This is a genomic window from Corallococcus sp. RDP092CA (assembly GCF_041903675.1).
In the GTDB taxonomy this organism is placed as follows: Bacteria; Myxococcota; Myxococcia; order Myxococcales; family Myxococcaceae; genus Corallococcus.
The window spans coordinates 164,744-183,387 of sequence record NZ_JAYESI010000011.1 but is presented as its reverse complement, the minus strand read 5'-3'; the positions used below and the strand labels follow the sequence as shown (position 1 = coordinate 183,387).

Genomic DNA, 18,644 nt, shown 5'->3' with positions numbered 1-18,644 from the left:
CTGGAGCCCCTCATGTCCTCGCGTCTGCGTGCCCTTCCGCTCATCGCCCTGCTGGCCTCCGGGGCCTGCACTGAAACGCCGAAGCTCGATCCGAAGGACCAGGCGGAGGGGCTCTATCTCCAGGGCAACTCCGAGTACCTCAAGGGCAACTTCGACGCGGCGCTCAAGTCCTTCGATGAGATGAAGGCCCTGACGCCGAGCGACCCGCGCCTGCCCGCCGCGAGGGGCGAGGTGCTGCTGTCGATGAGCCGGCTGGAGGAGTCGGAGAAGGAGTTCGAGGTCGCGCTGCGGTTGGATCCGAAGCGCTCCACGAACTGGAGCCGGCTGGGGTTCATCCAGGCGCAGCTGGGCAAGAAGGACGAAGCCCGGCAGTCGCTGCAGAAGGCGCTGGCGCTGCATCCGAAGGACTTCAACGCGCTGGAGCAGTTGGGCGAGCTGGCCGAGGAGCGCGGCGACCACGACGAGGCGGTGCGCGACTTCACGCAGGCGGCCGAGGCCGCGCCGGACGCGTCGAAGTCCGACCTGCTGGTGCGGGCGGTGGACGTGCTGACGACGCAGGGGCGGCAGGACGAGGTGCTCGGGCTGTTGCGGAAGGTGACGGGGCAGGGCGTGCGGACGCCCGAGGTGCTGACGTCCCTGGGCGACGCGGAGGTGCGCGCGGGCCGGTTGCCGGAGGCGGCGGCGGCCTACGAAGAGGCCGCGAAGAAGTCGCCCAGGGACCCCACGCTGTGGGAGCTGGTGGCGGAGATCCAGCTCAAGCTGGGCAAGCGCGAGGAGGCGCTGAAGGCCTATGGAGAGTCATTGAAGGTGAAGGACCGCGCCATCGTGCACGTGGCGCTCGCGAGGGCGCACCTGTCGGTGAACGACCGCGTGGCGGCGGAGGGGGAGCTGCAGAAGGCTTTGGACTCGGTGTCAGGCGCGGACGTGGGAGAGATGCAGGAGGTGGCGGAGCTGCTCACGGCGATGGGGCGCAAGCAGGACGCCCTGCGCATCCTGACGAGCCTGGGCGCGGAGCCGGGGCACGCGAAGAACGTGGACCTGCAGCTGTCCACCGCGAGGCTTGCGCGTGATTTGAAGGACACGGCCACCGTGCAGGCCGCGTGTGCCCGCGTGGCCGCGGCCGCGGCGGATGGTGGCGTGGTGAAGTGCCCCTAGGTATGCGCCGTGGGGGGATGGCCTGCTTCTCCCTGGCGGGATGCAGTACGCCCGTGATCAGGGCGGGTCCATCGCCCTCATCGTCTCCGAGGACATCAAGCTCGCCCTGGAGCGCATCCGCGCCACCGGCGTTCGCTTCATCCCCGTCTGACCTCTCCGCCCGGGCTCATCGCGCCCGGGCGGAACCGCGCCACCGGCTGCCTACGTCCGGCCGCCCTGCAGCTTGCGGTACACGCCCACCACCTGCCCCAGGATCATCGTGGAGCGGAAGTCGGAGCGGTTCACGTAGATGGGCTGCATCGTCGCGTTCGCCGGCTGGAAGCGGATCCGGTCGGGTTCCGGGTAGTAGCGCTTCACCGTCGCCTCGTCCTCGATGAGCGCCACCACGATCTCTCCCGGCTGCGCCGACGGCGTCTTCTTCACGAAGAGGTAGTCCCCGTCGTGGATGCCGTCGTCGATCATCGACTGGCCCTTGACCCGGAGCGCGAACACCTCCCGGCCGTTCACCCCGCCCAGCAGGAAGCTGTCGATCTTGACCGAGTCCTCCATGTGCTCCTGCGCCAGCGCCGGCGCGCCCGCCGCCACCTTGCCCAGCAGGGGGATCTCCACCATGCCGGACTCCCGGCTCTTCATCCCCAGGCCCAACAGCAGCCTCGCCCGCTTGGTGGGCACCAGCGAGCGGCTCTGCTGCTCGCCGCGCGTCAGGTAGCCCTTTCGCTCCAGGGCCTTCAGGTGGTCGTTCACCCCGTTGGTCGAGCGGATGTCCATGTGCTCCCCAATCTCCCGGATGGTCGGGGGGAAGCCTCGGACCTCCGTCTCCTTCACGATGAAGGTCAGGATCTCCCGCTGGCGCTCCGTGAGCTCTTCCATGGCCGCAACTCCTTCGCTCGGTCGCCCGCCTGCCCTGGCGGGGTGGGCAACAGAATTTCAGTGGCCCATGCTCCCTGAACATACGTGTAGAGTCAATCTGTTCAGTACCCCCACCCGTACCCGCCGTGCGGCCCCGGACCTGTCTTTCTCGCGGCTTGAGGCCGCGCGATGATCTCGGCGTACACTTGGCGCCGCCGTGTCCGACCTCCGCCACACGCTGCTCTTCGTCGATGACGAGGCCGACGTCCTGGACATCCTCAGCCGGATGTTCCAGCGGCGCTATCGCGTCCTCACCGCCCCCCACGGCAAGGCAGCCCTGGAAATCCTGCGAACCGAGTCCGTGGACGTGCTCGTCACGGACCAGCGCATGCCGGAGATGACCGGCATCGACCTGGTCAACGCGGCGCGCGCGGAGGGCATCGACGTCACCACGCTCCTGCTCACGGCGTACACGGATCCGCAGGACATCATCGCGGCCATCAACCAGGGGCAGGTGTACCGCTACGTCACCAAGCCCTGGGACGTGAACGACCTGCTCATCACCGTGAAGAACGCGGTGGAGTTCGCCCAGCTCAAGAAGGACAAGGAGAAGCTCATCCGCCAGCTGCACCAGCGGGTGGAGGCCCTCTTCGTCCTCTACGAGGTCAGCCGCGCCAGCGCGAACGACCCGGCCAGCTACGACGCCATCATCGACCGCGTGCTCACCGCCGTGGCCCGCGTGCTGCCATACGACTGCGGCGCGGCCCTCATCGCGCCGGACGGGCAGCGCGGGGCCACCCTGCGCCTGCGCTGCGTGGGCAACGTGGGCGAGGAGGCGCTGCTGGGCGTCAAGGAGTCCATGCTCGGCGCGTACCGCAAGAGCAGCGGCCTGACGCTCCCGGAGGACCGGGTCATCACCCGCGTCACCGGCACCACCACCAAGGACTCCGCGTCCCCCGTCGTCTACCCCAACCAGCTCACGGTGAACCTCACCGCCGCCGGCAAGCCCGTGGGCATGCTGTCGCTGTTCTCCCACCGCGCGGACGCGTTCACGGAGGACGACGGGCTCTTGCTGGACGTGCTCGCCAACCAGACGGCGGACGCCATCCAGTCGCTGCGCTCGGCGGAGGAGGAGGCCCGCCACCGCATGGAGCGCATGGTCGCGTCCATGGCGGACGGCGTGGTGCTCACCGACGAGAAGAACGACATCGTGGTGATGAACCCCGCGGCCCGCCGCATCCTGCGCGCGGGGGACGAGGGGCAGGGGCCCTCGAACCGGCTCCTGGAGGAGCGCCTGGGCTTCCAGCCGTTCCAGCTGGTCCGCAACCTGGAGTACAGCGGCCACCAGGTCCTGCGCGAGGACGTGAAGCTCTTCGACCGCACCGTGCAGACCACCGTGACGCCCGTCAACGACGCGCGCGGCACCCTGCGCGGCGTGTGCGTGGTGCTGCGCGACATCACCGACCAGAAGCGGCTGGAGGAGCGCAAGGACACCTTCGTCTCCATGGTGAGCCACGAGCTGCGCACGCCGCTCACCTCCATCACCGGCGCGCTGGACCTGGTGCTCAACCGGATGGCGGGGGACATCAACGAGCGGCAGCACCGCTACCTGACCCTGGCCAAGGACTCCGCGGAGAAGCTCAACAGCATCGTGGACGACCTGCTGGACCTGTCGAAGTTCGCGCAGGGCCGGCTGAAGATGAGCTTCGAGCGCATCTACCTGGAGGAGCTCGTCCAGCGCGTGGTGGAGAAGTACGGCCCCGCCTTCGCGGAGAAGCGCGTCCGCGTGGTGCCGCTGCTGCCGCAGCACCCGCTGCGCGCCACGGTGGACCCCAACCGCGTGAACCAGGTGCTCAACAACCTGCTCAACAACGCGGTGAAGTTCACGCCGGACGGCGGCGAGGTGCGCGTGGAGCTGCGCGCCACGTCCAGCCTGCCCGGCTACGTGGTGCTGTCCTGCTGGAACAGCGGCGACCCCATCCCGGAAGAGAGCCTGGAGCGCATCTTCGACCGCTTCGAGCAGGCCCGCACCCAGGCCAACCGCACCGTGCGCGGCACCGGCCTGGGCCTGCCCATCTGCCGCAACATCGTGGAGGCCCACGGCGGCCGCATCTGGTCCGAGCCCTCCCACGACGGCGTGCGCTTCATCGCCGTGCTCCCCACCGAGCCGCCCCAGGACATGCTGTCCCAGGCGGCGGTGGACACGCTGCTGCCGGCGCCGCAGCCCATCCGCGCGGACTCGCGCGGCAAGGTGCTCATCATCGAGGGCGAGCCCGAGGTGGGCCACATCATGAAGGCCCTGCTGAGCGCCCGGGGCTACAGGGTGCGCCTGGCGGCCTCCGCGGAGGAGGGGCTCTCCGCCGCGCGCAACATGCACCCGGACGTGGTGCTGGTGTCCGTGCGGCTGCCGGACGTCGGCGTGGACGGCCTGCGGCTGGCGGAGATCTTCCGGCATGATCCGGAGACGCGCCGCGCGCCGCTGCTGCTCACCTCCGCGTTCGACGAGCGCCAGCGCGCCTTCCGGGCCGGCGCGGACGCGTTCCTCGTGCGCCCCCTGGCGGGCGACAAGCTGCTGGCCACGGTGGACTCGCTGGCGCGCGGCCGCGGCGGGGGACGTCACGGGCGCGTGCTGGTGGTGGACGACGACGTGAAGATCGCCTTCATCTGCCGCGAGGTGCTGGAGGGGCTGGGCTTCGAGGTCGGCGTCGCGCACGGCGTGGAGGAGGGCCGGCGCTCCCTGCGCGAGCGCAGGCCAGACGCGGTGCTCCTGGACGTCACGCTGCCGGACGGCGACGGGTTCGCGTTCCTGGAGGAGATCAAGGCCGAGCGCGCCAGCGGCCACATCTCCGTCATCTTCATCTCCGCGCGCACGGAGACGTCGTCCAAGGTCCGCGCGCTGAAGCTGGGCGGGGACGACTACATCACCAAGCCCTTCGACGCGCTGGAGCTGGGCGCGCGGGTGGAGAGCATGCTGCGGCGCAAGGAGCAGGAGCTGTCCTCGTCGCCCACCACGCAGCTGCCGGGCTCCACCGCCATCGAGCGCGAGGTGCAGCGCCGGCTGTCCGCGCGCCAGCCGTTCGCGTTCTGCTACCTGGACCTGGACAACCTCAAGGCCTACAACGACTACTACGGCTTCGCGAAGGCGGACGGCGTGGTGCGCCAGACGGGCGACCTGATGCGGGAGATCTTCCAGCAGGAGGGCGCCGCGGGGGACTTCCTGGGCCACGTGGCCGGCGACGACTTCGTCTTCATCACCTCCGTCGAGTCCGTGGACCGGGTGTGCCAGCGGGCCATCGAGGCGTTCGACCGGCTCATCCCGCTCTACTACGACCGGCGGGACCGGGAGCGCGGCCACATCGAGGCGGAGGACCGCTTCGGGGAGAAGCGCCACTTCCCCATCATGAGCGTGTCCGTGGTGGCGGTGATGACGGACGGCGTGGCGCATGACCACGCGGAGCTGGCCCGCCGCGCCGCGGACATGAAGAAGCGCGCGAAGGCGATCCCCGGCTCCGTCTACCTGCGCAGCGACCCGGAGCGCGTGGTCCGGCCCGTCACTGGATGAGGCTCTACCAGCAGCTCATCCTCTTCATGCTCGCCGCGACGGTGCTGCCCCTGGCCATCGTCGGCTTCCTGCTGCTGTCGCGCTCGGAGCACGCGCTGGCCCAGCGCATCGACGAGCAGCAGCGCGCGCTCGCCACCGCCACCGCCGAGGCCGTGGAGGCGAACCTGATGGAGGTCGTCAACGGCCTGGCCCGCTCCGCGGAGCTGCTGCCCTGGGAGCACGCGACGGCGGACGAGGTGCGCGGCATGCTGCTGCTCCTCTACGGTCAGTCCACCACGGTGAGCGCGGTCATCCAGGCGGACGCGAACGGGCGGCCCCTGGGGCCCGCGGTGTTCCGGAGCGCGGAGCCGCTCGAGCGCCACCCCGCCTTCGACGCCGCGAACCTCCCCCAGCTGGCGCACGCGGTGCCGGTGGAGCAGTTCCGGGACGGCGGCAAGGGCCAGGCGGCGCTGGGCAGCGCGTATGCGCACCCGGGCTCGGGCGTGGCCGCCGTGGCGGTGGCGGTGAAGCTGGGGGCCGCGGAGGACGCGCCCTACGCCGTCGCGGAGCTGGTCTTCACCCAGCTGGAGGCGCTGCTCGCGCGGCGCGCGAGCGACGGGCAGCGGCTGGACGTGGTGGACGCCGAGGGGCGCGTGGTGGCCAGCTCGCAGCCCGCGCGGCGCATGGCGGAGCTGGAGCCGGAGCTGCGCGAGGCGCTGGAGTCCTCCCTGGGCGCGGACGGCGGGCGCAGCTTCCAGCTGAGGGACCCCGCGCGCCGGGTGAGCGTGGCGTGGGTGAACACGCTGGAGATGGGCGTCGTCGTCACGGAGGACGAGGCCCTGGCGCTGACGCCCGTGCGGGAGCTGCGCACCACGGTGCTCGCGTCCGTGGCGGGCGCGCTGGTGGTGCTGCTGGCCCTGGGCGCGCTCTTCACGCGGCGGCTGGACCGGCGGCTCTCGGAGGTGGTGCAGGGCGCGGAGGCCTATGGCCGCGGAGAGCTGGAGCGCCGCCTGCGCGTGGAGGGCCAGGACGAGCTGAGCGAGCTGGCGACCACCTTCAACCGCATGGGCGAGGAGCTGGAGTCGGCCCGCGCGCGGCTGATGAGCTGGAACGACGACCTGCGCGTCCGGGTGGAGGAGGCCACCGCGGAGCTGCGGGCGGCGCAGCTTCAACTGGTGGAGGCGCAGAAGCTGGCGGCGGTGGGCCAGCTGGGCGCGGGCGTGGCGCACGAGATCAACAACCCGCTGGCCGGCATCCTGGGCAACGTGCAGCTCCTGCTGCTGGACCGGGCGCCGGACGACATGGACTTCGAGACGCTGCGCAAGATCGAGCAGAGCGCCAAGCGCTGCAAGGACATCACCCAGAACCTGCTGCGCTTCTCCCAGCAGCGCGAGCACCCGGACCTGCGGCCCGTGGACCTGAACGCGGTGGTGCGTGACGCGCTGAGCCTCACGGAGAACCAGACGCGCGGGGAGGGCATCGAGCTGGTGACGGAGCTGAGCGGGGAGCTCCCTCGGGTGAAGGCGGACCCCGGGCACCTGTCGCAGGTGGTGCTGGCGCTGCTGTCCAACGCGCGCACCGCGATGCTGAAGACGCCGGTGAAGAAGCTCACCCTGCGCACGGGGGAGCGCGAAGGGATGTGCACCCTGGAGGTGGAGGACACCGGCAAGGGCATCGCGGAGAGCCTGCGGCCGCGCATCTTCGAGCCGTTCTTCACCACCAAGGACGTCTGGTCCAATGTGGGCCTGGGGCTGAGCGTCGCGTGGCGGATCGTCACGGAGGCTGGAGGGACCCTGGAGGTCCGCTCGGAGGAAGGGCAGGGGGCCCGGTTCACGGTGGTGCTGCCCCGGGCATGAAGCCCGGCGCGTGTGGTAGCTAGGTCCTTCGCATGGCTGCTCCCCCCTCCCGCAGGCGACAGGCGCCGTTCCTCATCGGGCTCGTGCTCATCCTGGCCGCGCTGCCGGTGGGCTGGTTCGTCTTCCTGCGGGAGCCGCCCGCGCCGCTGCCGCCGCCCGAGCCTCCGCGCCCGGCCGTCCAGGCGGAGGAGGCGAAGAAGGTCGTGGAGCTGGTGCTGAGCACCTTTGATGGCACCGTGGACGTGAAGCATGGCGAGGGGCCGTGGGAGCCCGCCAGCAAGGGCATGCCGCTGCGGCCGACGGACATGGTGCGCACCGGGCGCGGGTCCTGGGCCGTGGTGCTGAACGGCGAGGCCGTGGAGCTGCGGATGGAGGCCGACACGGAGATCTCCGTGGAGGAGCTGTCCGACGAGCTGTCGAAGGTGCTCCTGGGCAGCGGCCTCGCCACCGCCACCGTGCGGGGGCGCCCCAACGTGCGCCACACCTTCGTCCTGAAGGCGAAGAACATCGAGAGCCAGGAGACGGAGGCGGAGGCCAGCACGTCCCAGGGTACCTTCACCATGAGCAACAACGGGAAGGGCACCGTGAGCGTGGGCACGCGCGAGGGCGACGTGAAGCTGACCGACAAGCGGGGCCGGTACGTCATCGTCCGCGCCGGCCAGCGGTCCATCGTCCGTCCCGGCCAGGAGCCCTCCGCGCCCGAGCCGATCCCCAGCACCGTGTTCGTGAAGATGGCGTGGCCCACGGGCAAGCAGCGCAAGCCCGAGGTCACCGTCGTCGGCCGCACGGAGCCGGGCAGCCGGGTCATGGTGGATGGCGTCAGCGTGCCCACGGATGACAAGGGGGCGTTCACGCTCAACCTCTCGCTCAAGGAGGGCACCAACACCGTCCGGGTGACCTCCCAGGGGGTGGGCGGTGCGAGCCAGAGCGAACAGCGGGACCTGACCTACGAGAAGATCATCTTCAAGCCTGAGACCGGGGGCCTCTGGTAGGACGTCGCGGCCCTCCCGTTGATCCGCCGGACCGGCTCCCGGGTCGTGCGTGATGGGGCTCACCTGGCGGGTGTGGTGGCGGGTCGGACGTGTCCGCGGGTCCGTCGAGGGGCCTCCTGCCGCGGCGCGTGGCAGCAAAGAGGTGCAGTCCCGGCGGAGGGCCTTGTAGAGTCGGGAAGCCCTGAACCGTCTCCTGCTCTCCGCGATCGTCTTGATTTGTGCCCCGGTCTGGGCGGCTTCGCTGGAGCTGCTCGGCCCGGACGCGCCCGTGCCACCCGAGGGCTTCACGGTCGCGGTGGTGCGCCGGGACGCCAGGGGCCAGCCGGTCGCGTTCACTCCGGCGTCGGCGACGGCGGAGGGCGCGGAGCTCCGGCCTGGACCGGAGTCCCCGCCGCTGCGCACCTACGTCGTGGTCCCCCAGGCCCGGGCGCGTGAGGTGGTGGTGCGCGTGAAGGGCGACGGCGAGGAGGCGCAGGCCCGCTATGCGGTGGGGCCGCCCGCGAGCCGCATGGAGCTGTCGCTGGACCCGGCGCTGCCCGTGAAGGGGCGCGACAGAGAGGCGACGCTCACGGTGCGGCGGCTGCGGCCGGATGGCGCCCCGGATGACAGCGGCGCGCCGCCGGTGCTGCGCGCGAGCACCGGTCAGGTGGAGGGGCTCCAGCGCGCGGGACCGGGCACGTACACCGCGCGCTACGTGCTGCCCCCGACGCGCCTGCCCGAGGCCGCCATCCTCGTCGCGCTGTCCCCGTGGCCGCATCCCCAGTCCGTGCATGGCGCATACGGGCGGCTCCTGGTGCCGCTGGCGACGTCGGTGAACCTGCCCGGCCGGAGCGAGCCTGGAGGCCAGGTGTCGCTGGAGGTGGCGGGGACGCGCTTCGGGCCCGTGCCGGTGGACGCGGCGGGGCGCTTCGTGCTGCCGCTGGTGGTGCCGCCCGGCTACCCGCTGGCGCGGGGCGAGGTGAAGGACGAAGCGGGCCACGTGGAGCGGATCGCCATCGACCTCCAGCTGCCGCCCACGGATGGCCTGGCGTGCGTGCTCAACCCGCAGCGGCTGCCCGCGGACGGCGTGTCCCAGGCGCGGCTGCTGTGCGCGACGAGTGATCCGAAGGGGCTCCCCGTGGCGGATGCGCGCGTCACGGTGAAGGCGAAGTACGGCCGGCTGGACGGGCCCGTGCGCGACACGAACGGGATGCTGGAGTGGCGCTACACGGCGCCGCGGACGCTCGCGGCGGATGAGCGCATCGACGCGGCGTGGCCGCAGCGGGGCCCGGGGTCGCGCGAGTCGCTGCCGATGCAGCTGGTGCAGGGCGCGGTGCGCGACGTGGCGGTGTCGCTGTCCGAGCCGATGGTGCACGCGGGCTCGGTGGCGCGCGTGGTGGTGACGGCGCGGGACGCGGCGGGCCAGCCCCGTCCGGAGGCGAAGGTGGAGGTGACCTCGCCCGAGGGGACCGTGGGGCCGGCGGTGGAGGCTCCGCCGGGGACGTTCACCGTCCCCTGGACCGCGCCGGAGAACAGCGCCCAGGTGGACACGGGCGTGACGGTGCGTGCGTATGGTCCGCTCGGGACGGAGCCCGCGCGGCTCGGGGTGTGGCGGGCGGACGCGGGGCTCGTCGCGGGCGTGGTGGACCTGGCGGGCTGGCCGGTGCCCCGTCAGCCGCTGCGGGTGAACGGCGCGGAGCGGGTGACGGGGGACGACGGGACGCTGTCCGTGGGGGAGCTGGTGCCCGGCAAGGTGCGCGTGTCGCACGCCGTATGGCCGGGGCTCGACGTCACGGTGCACGTGCTGGGCCCCCAGGGGCCGGTGTTCCCGGCGTCCGCGCCGCTGGTGCCCGTGCGCATCCGGGAGCAGGTGACGCTGGCGCCGCCGCTGCCGGTCAACGTGCGGGTCCGCGTGGAGGGCGCCCGGGTGACGTGCTGGGTGGAGGACCCGAGCGGACGGGTGCTGAAGGAGCGCCCGGTGCACGTCGCGCTGTCCGAGGGCGAGAAGGGGGACCTGTCCGTGCAGGACGGGCTCACCCGCTTCACCGTGCGCGGCGCGAAGGGCCCCGTGAGCGTGTCCGTGGCGGACGTGCGCACCGGCGTGACGGCCGTGGAAGAGGTGAGCCCTTGAGGCACGTGCGCGCGGGGCATCGCGATGCGCACGCGACCGGGACGGACCGGACAGGACACGCGCGGGGTCGGGTCGCGCGCTCCGGCGTCACCGTGAGCCTCCTGCTCGCGCTGCTCCTGCTGGCGTCCGTGGCGTCCGCGCAGTCGCTGTCGTCGGATCCGGCGACGCAGGCGTCGACCATCGCCGGGCGCGTCTGCGTGGACGCGGACGGAGACGGGCGCTGTGGACCCGACGAGCCCGGGCTCGCGGACGTGCGCCTGGTGCTGGCCACCGGCCGCGAGGTGCGCACCGACGCCTTCGGCCGCTACCACCTCACCGGCGTCGACTCGCGCGTGCCGGACCTCACCGGCGGCCCGCACCTGCGCCCCGGCCGCCATGCGCTGAAGGTGGATCCGCGCAGCCTGCCATCCGCCAGTCAGGTGGTCCCCCGCGTCGCCACCGTGGAGGTGCCCTGGGGCGCCGCCGTCCTCCAGGACTTCGCGGTGCGCCCGCCGCCCACGCTCCCCCACGCGGCCCCCACTCCCGCTGCCAGCCGTCCCCCCGAAGCGCGCGCCGCCGATCCCGGGAAGCTGCGCTTCCTGATCAGCGGCCAGGCCACTCCCGGAGACCGGGTCCGCGCGGGCGACGTGGACGCCACCGTGGAGGACTCCGGCGCGTGGCTCGCGACCGTGCCGCTGTATCCAGGCCAGAACGTCGTCGGCATCACCACCACCTCGCCCGACGGCGCGGTGGAGTTCACCCAGCAGTCCTTCGACGTGGTCCGCCGCGGTGAGCACGGCTGGCTCGTCATCCCTCGCGCGAAGGTGCGCCTGGGCGCCGTGCGCGGGCTGGCCCCGGGCGCGCCCCTGCCCACGGGAGACACCTTCCTGCGCCTGGACGTGGCCCCGGGCACCCAGGTGACGACCCCGGAGGCCCAGCTCGTCGCGGGCCCCGAGGGCGAGGTCCGCGTGCCCGTGCGGCTCGCGCCAGGGCGCAACACCGTCCCCCTCTCGCTGGCCCCGCCACGGCGTCCCGGGAGCAGCGTGTCCGTGACCGTCGAGGCGCGCGCCCAACCCTTCGTCGTGGGCCTGCTCGACGTGGAGGCCAGCCTCGCTCCGGCCGGCGGGGGCCTCCGGCTGCGCGGGCGCGGCGCCGTCCACGGCGAGGCCCAGCTGGGACCCGTGCAGGTGGTGGGTGAGCTGGACCTGACCGACACCGACCTGCGCCAGTTGGACGACGCGCCGCTCGCGGACTGGCTGCGTCCCCGGATGCCCGAGCGCTTCGACCGCTGGGCGGACCCCGACCTCGCCCCGGCGGAGTGGGGCGACACCTCCGTGTCCCTCACGCCCAACCCCGCGGAGGGACGCCTGCGCCTGGAGGCGCGGCACGAGCAGTACGGCCGCGCGGGCTTCGGCACCTACCGCGCGCTCCTTCAGGACCGGGAGGTGGGCCGCTACCACCACCCCCTCTTCGGCCCCTACGCGGAGCTGCGCGAGCAGCTGGGCTCCGTGAGCGTGGGCCTGGACGCGTTCGCCGGGGGGCTGGTGGACCCCACGCGCGGCCTGGCCGCGACGCCCGCGCACGAGGAGCTGCGGGCCACCGGCGGCAGCCTCTACTCCCTGGGCGGCGGCTCCGTGGCGGAGGGCTCCGAGCTGGTGCGCGTGGAGGTGCGCGACGGCATCACCGGCCTGCCGCTGGGCGAACAGCACCTCATCCGGGGGCGCGACTACGACATCGACTACCTCGCGGGCCGCATCCTCCTCGCGCGGCCGCTGTCGTTCCTCACCGGCGCGTCGCTCCTGCGCACGGACGCGCTCACCCAGGCGCCGGAGCCGGTGCTCGTCGTGGACTACGCCGTGCTGCACACGGGCGACCCGCGCGACTCCGTGGGCGGTGAGGCCTGGGCGCGCTGGCGCGACTCCACCCTCGGCGTGTCCGCCGTGCGCGAGCGCCGGTTGGGTGCTCCCTTCCAGCTCCTGTCAGGGCGCGGCCAGACGCGGCTGTGGGGGTACTCGCTCCTCGCCGAGGCCGCGAGCAGCCGGGGGCTCGCGGTGGAGCCGGCCGTGTTCGGTGTGTCGGACGACGGCGGCCTGTCCTTCCTCCGCCCGGTGCGCACGCAGGACGACCATGGCGGCGCGGTGACCCTGCGCCTGAGCGGCCCCGGCGTCCTGGGCCCGGGGGCTGGCGGCTCCGTGGACGCCGCGTGGCGCGAGCGCTCCCGCGGCTTCTCCGACGGCGCGCACCTGGATGCCGCCCGCTTCCGCCAGCTGTCCCTTCGCGTCACGCAGCCCGTGGGCCCGGTGGCGCTCACGCTGATGGGCGACGAGCGGCGCTCCGCGGATCCACGCCTGCCCTTCGAGGACACCCCCTTCGGCGCCCGCACGCTGGGCGCCGCCGTGGCCTATGAGCGCGACGCAGGAAGCGTGCGCCTGGAGCTGCGCGACAGCTGGCTGCGTGCCACGGACGTGCCCGGCGAGGGCGCCGCGCTCGAAGGCGGCCGGACGTCCCTGGGCGTGTCGGTGTCCCGCATGCTGACGTCCCGCCTCACCGTGTCCGCGGGCCACCGCCAGCGGCTGCGCGAGCGCGGCGAAGGCCTGGGTCGGATGGACGACACGTTCACCTCCGCGGGCGTGGACCTGAACCTGGACGACGACACGTCCGTGGGCGTGAAGGGCGGCTGGGGCCCGGAGCTGGGGCCGCAGGCCTGGCTGGACGCGCGCGTGCGGCGCGGCAAGGAGACCTACTACGGCGGCTACTCCGTGGACGTGGACGGGCCGGACTTCGGCCTGGGCCGCGCGGTGACGGGGGCCCGCACGGAGGTGGGGGACGGCACCACCCTGTTCGTGGAGGACGTGAGCGCGCATGACGCCCAGGCCCTCCGCCGGGCCCGCGCCGTGGGCTTCCAGTCCGCGGTGGGCCTGAGCGGCTTCAGCGTGGGGGCCCGCTACGAGCGCGGCGTGCGCCACCCGCTGGACCTCGCCAGCGACCTCACGCGCGACGTGGCCAGCGTGTCCGCGCAGTGGCTGCGCGAGCGCTTCCGCGCGGACGTGCGCGCGGAGCTGCGCCACGAGGAGGGCACCCCCGCGCGCGGCGCCTCCGGGCCGGTGGACCGCACCCAGGTGGTGCTGGCGCTGGCCGCCGAGGGCCAGCTGATGAAGGACGTGACGGCCTCCGGACGGCTGGACTTCGCGCACACCGCGGGGCGGGAAGGACTGGAGGCCCGGTTCGCGGAGGGGTTCGCGGCGCTCGTCTGGCGGCCCGGCCCCTGGCTGGTGGTGGCCCGCTACGGCCTCACCCGCGAGCTGTCCCCGGGCGCCCGCTTCGCCTTCGGCGACCGGGTGCTCCAGACGGTGTCGCTGATGCCGACGGTGCGGCTGGGCGAGCGGCTCTCCGTGGCGTCGGGCCTGCATGTCGGCCGCTCCAGCCTGGGCGCGTCCTCGCGCTGGGTGTGGACGGGCACGCTGCGGCCCTCGGTGCGGGTGCTGGGCGGGCTGGAGGTCGCGGTGGAGGCCGCCCGGCGCACGTCCGCGGCGGACGACCAGGGGCTGACCGCCCTCCGGCCGGAGGTGGCCTGGCGGCTGGACGAACGTCTGCGGGTGGCGCTGGGGTACACCGTCCTGGGCTTCAGCGGCTTGGGTCTGGAGGCCGAATCGGAGGATGCTCCGGATCGCCTCTATCTCCGGGCGGAAGTGGCCTGGTAGGTGCCGGGCCGAGGGACGTCGAACGTGCGACTCTGGCGGATCATCCTGGGGCTGGGATTGTGCGCGGGCGTGGCGCGCGCGGAGTGGACCCACGTCCAGACCCAGACGGGCCTCCCGAAGGACGTCACCGTCTTCCGGCCCGGCTTCTTCGCCGTGGCGACCGACAGCCAGCTGTACGTGTCGCGCGATGGCGTCGTGACGACCGTGAACGTGGGCATGGCGGGCAGCTTCCTGCACGGGCCCGACTGCGTGGTGGGCATCCGCACGGACGGGACGCTCCTGAGCGTGGGCGGCTGCGCGCCGTCGGCTGACGGCAAGCACCTGTTCCCCGACGACGGCGGCGACTACGAGGTGCGCGCCGCGCGCGTCACGGCCGACGGGGGCGTGGGCTACGCCGTCGCCGCCGAGCTGCCCCTTCAGACGCCGCGCTTTCGGACCTCGCTCCTCCCCAAGGAGGGCACGGCCGAGTGGGGCACCCTGAATCCCCCGCTGGCGGGCCTGAACGCCCAGCCGCAGCTCGCGGTGCTGCCCGCGCAGCCGGATGACCTGCCGCAGGCGCTGTTCTCCGTGTCGTCGTCCAAGGCGAACCTCGTGTGGTACCGGGGCACGGCCCCGGTGGCCTATGTGGCCTCGGGCATCACCCCGCCAAACTCGGCGCACGCCGTGGCGCTGCTGCCGGGCGCGGCGCCGGGCAAGCCGGTCGCGTTCTTCGGCAACGACACGGGCCTGTTCCGCGGGACGCTGGGCGGCTCCGCCACCCCGTTCGAGCCCCTCTCCGTGGCGCCCGGCTCCGTCGACGCGCTCGCGTTCGACGCGGCGAGCGGCTTCGGGCTGCTGCTGCTCAAGCAGCCGGACGGCAAGGTGGCGGCGTACAGCGCGGAGCCCGTGCTTCCGCCCGCGCTCCCGGGCTCGCGCTGGCGGCGGAACCCGGAGCTGCCGGAGGGCATCACCCAGTCCGGCGTGCAGATGGCCTGCGCGGACGCGTCCTACTGCGTCGCCATCCTCAACGGCCCCGCGCAGAACGTCCTCATCTACGAGAACGCGGCCCGTCCCGAGGTGAGCGGGCTGCCCTCCGTCATCAACGTGAACGAGGGCGAGACGAAGACCGAGACGCTCACGCTGCGCGACCCGGACGGGGACGCCGTGCGGCTGTCGGCCACGGTGCGCGCGCCGGGCAGCCCCGTCACCGTCGTCCCGTCGCCGCTCGACTCGAGCGAGGACAGCGGGCTCAAGCTGACGCTCACCGCGCCCACGGGCATCTGCGCGTCCCAGACGTCCTACCTGGACGTGGTGGCCTCGGATGGCGTGAGCGCGCACGACACGTCGACGGAGGTGGCGCTGGTGCTGCATCACACCGTCGCCCCCGGCGCGCCCCAGGGCGCGGTCGAGTCGGTGGACGGGGGCGCGTTCGTCATGGGCGGGCCCTCCGGCACCCTCACCCCCATGCGGGGCACCACCGGCTGCGAGCCTGTCTCATACCGATGGGAGCCGCTCTCCGGGGCGCCGAAGCTCCCCGAGGACGGCGGCGTGGCCACGCTCACGCCTCCCGCCACCCGTGGCGACCGCTGCAAGGACGGAGTGACCGTCTACAGCTACGCGCTGCGCGCGAACGACGGGGTGCTGGAGTCCCAGCCGACGACCGTCGCCGTGCGGATCCGCCCGTGGGGTCCCCCCGAGGCGCCGTTCGACGAGGCCGTGCAGGAGGTCTTCTCCGGCGCGACCCTGGCGCCACATGAGACCCACCTGTGCGCGAAGCCCGTGGCGACACCGGGGCTGCCTCCGGTGGCGACGTACTGGTCGCTCCTGGAGGACACCTCGGGGGTGGAGGTGCTGGCGCTGCTGGGGAACGACCGCCGGCGGGTGGGCCCGGAGCCGGTCGAGGGCCACTCGGTGCTGCTGGCCTCGGCGACGTGCGTGGACACGCTGAAGGCGAAGCTGCGGGCCTTCAACCGCATCACCGTGGACGGCATCGCGCTCGACAGCCCCTCGTCGGACGTGGAGGTGTCGGTGAAGCCGCGCTGGGTGCCGCTGGACTCCGTGAAGCCCGTGGTGACGGTGGATCCACCAGAGGAGCGCAAGGTGCGGGGGCGCGTGTCGACGGAGCCCCTGGTCAACTGCGCGAGCTCGCGGCCCCTCACCACGGTGGTGACGCTGGAGGACCCGGTGGATCCGGGCCGGGTGTTCGACACGAAGACGTACCCGTGGGCTGCGGGCACCTTCGAGCTGGACCTGCCCCCCACCTGCGGCAGCGCCACCTACACCGTGCGGGTCCGCTCCTCGGAGTCGTCCGCCGGCGGGACCGTCGAGGCCCCCGAGGCCGTCGAGTCCGTCACGCGGGACGCGCGCGACGTGGTGCTGGGCGAGCTGAGCGGCGAGCTCATCGCCACCTGCGGCGAGGGCGCGCGGGGCACGCTGCGCCAGACGATCCCCGACGGGGCCTGCTCGGCGGTGGACCTCTCGTGGGCTCCCGCCGGTGGGCCGGCGCTGGAGCCGCTCGTCGTCCAGGGGGACTCGGTGTCGCTGGCCACGGTGGACACGGAGCTGGAGTCCCTGGTGGGCGAGCACGTCACCCTGGACGTGTCGGCGACGGGCGAGGGCGCCAGCGGGGCGGCGCGTGAGCACTCGGTGCGCATCGGCGCGCGGCCCTTCGTGACGGTGGAGCGGCGCACGGAGTCGGGCTCGGGCGTCAACTCCGGCCAGGTGGGCGTCACGGTGACGCTGCGCAATGACACGGCCTGCGACGTGCGCTCCATCCGCTACGCGGAGACCGTCACCGGCGCGCAGGTGGTGCCCCAGAGCGTGACGCTGAATGGCCAGCCGGTGACGCCGGTGGACGCGTCAGCGCAGCACTTCGCGGTGGAGCCGGTGCCGCTGCCCGCGGGCTCCGCGGCGACGCTCACGTACGTGGTGCGCCCGGCGCTGCTGGCCCCGCCGAAGTACTCCGGCGCGGCGACGCTGCACGAGGTCGTCGTGTCGCGGGCGGAGCCGCCGCCGGACCCCATGTCGGGCTGCGGGTGCTCCGGCGGAGGCTCGGGGGTGACGGCCTTCGGGCTGGGCGCGCTGGCGTGGGTCGCTCGCCGCCGCCGGGGCGTCAGAGCCCGAAGCTGATGCGCTGGCGGCGGTTGGGCGTCTGCTGACGCTCCTCCAGCACGCCGGACAGCTCCAGGCCGCGCAGGGTGGCCAGGGCCTCGCGCTCGGACAGGTCCGTGAGGGCGAGCAGGTCCTCCACCGTCTTCGTGCCGTCCGCGAACGCGAGCAGCATCGCCTGCGGCCCCGCCAGCTTCAGCTCGTGCAGGCCGTAGGGGGGATCCGCCGCGGGGAACAGCCGGCGTCCGGGTGCCATGCGCTGGCGCAGCGTCACCAGCGTCTCCGTGCGCGCGACGCCTTCGAGGATGAGGTCGCCGGGGAAGAGCGACAGCGGCACCAGGTCCGCGCGCTGGGGCCGCATGGGGCTGAAGCCGTAGCCGCCCTCCGTCCACGCGAAGGTGGACCAGAGGATGTCCTTCACCTGCTCCTCCAGCAGCTGGCGGCGTTGCCGGGGGCTGAGGAGGCCGCGCTTGAGCAGCGCCTCGCCGGTGCGCAGCGAGTGCTCGCGCGCGTAGCCCACGGCCTCCGCGAGCTGGGCCTCCGTGAGCGCGCCCTTGCGCAGGCAGAAGCGGCCGAAGCGCTCCGGGGCCAGGTTGGACGCGGCGTACACGACGCGGCCGGCCTCGAAGTAGACGACCTTGAGCACCGTGCCCTGGCGCAGCTTCAGCTCGCCGTGGTGGCGCGACTCGTAATAGGCGTTGAGCAGCCGCGGCACCGACGTGTGCGCCAGGTCTCCGCCCAGGGACCACTCCGGCAGCTGGCGCCGCTGGCGCGCGCGGGCGGGTGCGGCCTCCGTCCACACGGCGTCGCGCTGGGCGAAGGGCAGCGGCAGGGCCTCCGAGCCATCCGACGGCTCCTCGGGCGCGACGGGCTCCAGCGGCTCGGCGGGGGCGAGGACGGACTCGAGCGCGGGCTCCTGCTCCGTGGACGGCTCCGGCTCCTCGACCAGCTCCTCCAGGACGAGCAGGTCCACCTCGTCGAGCAGCTCGCCGTGCATCACCGGCGGCACGCCCGCGGCCTCCTCCAGCGCGTCCATCACGGCGTCCAGCTCGAAGGGCTTCTCGAAGAAGGCGCGGGCGCCGTGGACCTGCGTGGCCTCCTGGGCGAAGCGGTCGCCCTTGTAGACGCCGCTGACGGCGATGGCGGGGATGCCATGGGCGCGCAGGGCTCCCAGCACCTCGCTGCCGCGGATGTCCGGCAAGAGCAGGTCCACCAGCGCGGCGTCGAAGCGGGTGTGGGGACCCAGGGCCTCCAGCGCGGACTCGCCGGTGAAGACGCTGCGCGCCTCATGGCCCCGGGTCTGCGCGACCGTGGCGATGAGGGAGGCGAGTTCCTGGTTGTCCTCCACGATGAGCAGTCGCGCCATGGGCGGGC

General features: G+C 73.3%; 9 protein-coding genes. 7 read left to right on the top strand and 2 right to left on the bottom strand.

The annotated features are described in order from the left end of the window. Positions 1–12: 12 nt before the first annotated feature. Positions 13–1,155: a tetratricopeptide repeat protein gene (locus tag U8525_RS14930; protein ID WP_374266070.1), complete on the top strand. Its 1,143-nt coding sequence runs from the start codon at positions 13–15 to the stop codon at positions 1,153–1,155. A gap of 201 nt (positions 1,156–1,356) precedes the next feature. On the opposite strand, the gene lexA is transcribed toward U8525_RS14930, so the two are convergent. Beyond that, on the bottom strand, positions 1,357–2,025 hold the full coding sequence (gene lexA, locus U8525_RS14925; protein ID WP_374266068.1) for a transcriptional repressor LexA: 669 nt from the start codon (positions 2,023–2,025) through the stop codon (positions 1,357–1,359). Positions 2,026–2,221: 196 nt separating this feature from the next. Here lexA and U8525_RS14920 point away from each other — a divergent pair, with 196 nt between their 5' ends. The 6 genes from U8525_RS14920 to U8525_RS14895 all read left to right on the top strand — a co-directional run bounded on the left by U8525_RS14920 (position 2,222) and on the right by U8525_RS14895 (position 17,291). Beyond that, a complete protein-coding gene (locus U8525_RS14920) occupies positions 2,222–5,566 on the top strand; it encodes a response regulator (protein ID WP_374266065.1) in 3,345 nt (1,114 codons plus the stop codon). Next, positions 5,563–7,401 carry an ATP-binding protein gene (locus U8525_RS14915; protein WP_374266063.1) on the top strand — a complete coding sequence of 613 codons (1,839 nt, stop codon included), beginning with the start codon at positions 5,563–5,565 and terminating at the stop codon, positions 7,399–7,401. Before U8525_RS14920 ends, U8525_RS14915 begins: the two co-directional genes overlap by 4 nt. A gap of 32 nt (positions 7,402–7,433) precedes the next feature. Continuing rightward, a complete protein-coding gene (locus tag U8525_RS14910; RefSeq protein ID WP_374266061.1) occupies positions 7,434–8,393 on the top strand; it encodes a hypothetical protein in 960 nt (319 codons plus the stop codon). Between the two features lie 205 nt (positions 8,394–8,598). After that, on the top strand, positions 8,599–10,503 hold the full coding sequence (locus U8525_RS14905; protein WP_374266144.1) for a hypothetical protein: 1,905 nt from the start codon (positions 8,599–8,601) through the stop codon (positions 10,501–10,503). Positions 10,504–10,595: 92 nt separating this feature from the next. Then, complete coding sequence (locus U8525_RS14900) at positions 10,596–14,183, top strand: flagellar motor protein (protein WP_374266059.1); 3,588 nt, start codon at positions 10,596–10,598, stop codon at positions 14,181–14,183. Between the two features lie 24 nt (positions 14,184–14,207). Continuing rightward, positions 14,208–17,291: a hypothetical protein gene (locus U8525_RS14895; RefSeq protein WP_374266057.1), complete on the top strand. Its 3,084-nt coding sequence runs from the start codon at positions 14,208–14,210 to the stop codon at positions 17,289–17,291. Here U8525_RS14895 and U8525_RS14890 read toward each other — a convergent pair. Then, positions 17,275–18,636, bottom strand: a complete 1,362-nt coding sequence (locus U8525_RS14890; RefSeq protein WP_374266055.1) for a DUF4388 domain-containing protein — start codon at positions 18,634–18,636, stop codon at positions 17,275–17,277. The genes U8525_RS14895 and U8525_RS14890 overlap by 17 nt on opposite strands. Between the last annotated feature and the right edge of the window lie 8 nt (positions 18,637–18,644).

What these genes read in the sequence shown, in the direction of transcription:
- lexA (WP_374266068.1), bottom strand. Translation starts at nt 2,025, where the DNA reads ATGGAAGAGCTCACGGAGCGCCAGCGGGAGATCCTGACCTTCATCGTG.
- U8525_RS14930 (WP_374266070.1), top strand. Translation starts at nt 13, where the DNA reads ATGTCCTCGCGTCTGCGTGCCCTTCCGCTCATCGCCCTGCTGGCCTCC.
- U8525_RS14915 (WP_374266063.1), top strand. Translation starts at nt 5,563, where the DNA reads ATGAGGCTCTACCAGCAGCTCATCCTCTTCATGCTCGCCGCGACGGTG.
- U8525_RS14890 (WP_374266055.1), bottom strand. Translation starts at nt 18,636, where the DNA reads ATGGCGCGACTGCTCATCGTGGAGGACAACCAGGAACTCGCCTCCCTC.
- U8525_RS14910 (WP_374266061.1), top strand. Translation starts at nt 7,434, where the DNA reads ATGGCTGCTCCCCCCTCCCGCAGGCGACAGGCGCCGTTCCTCATCGGG.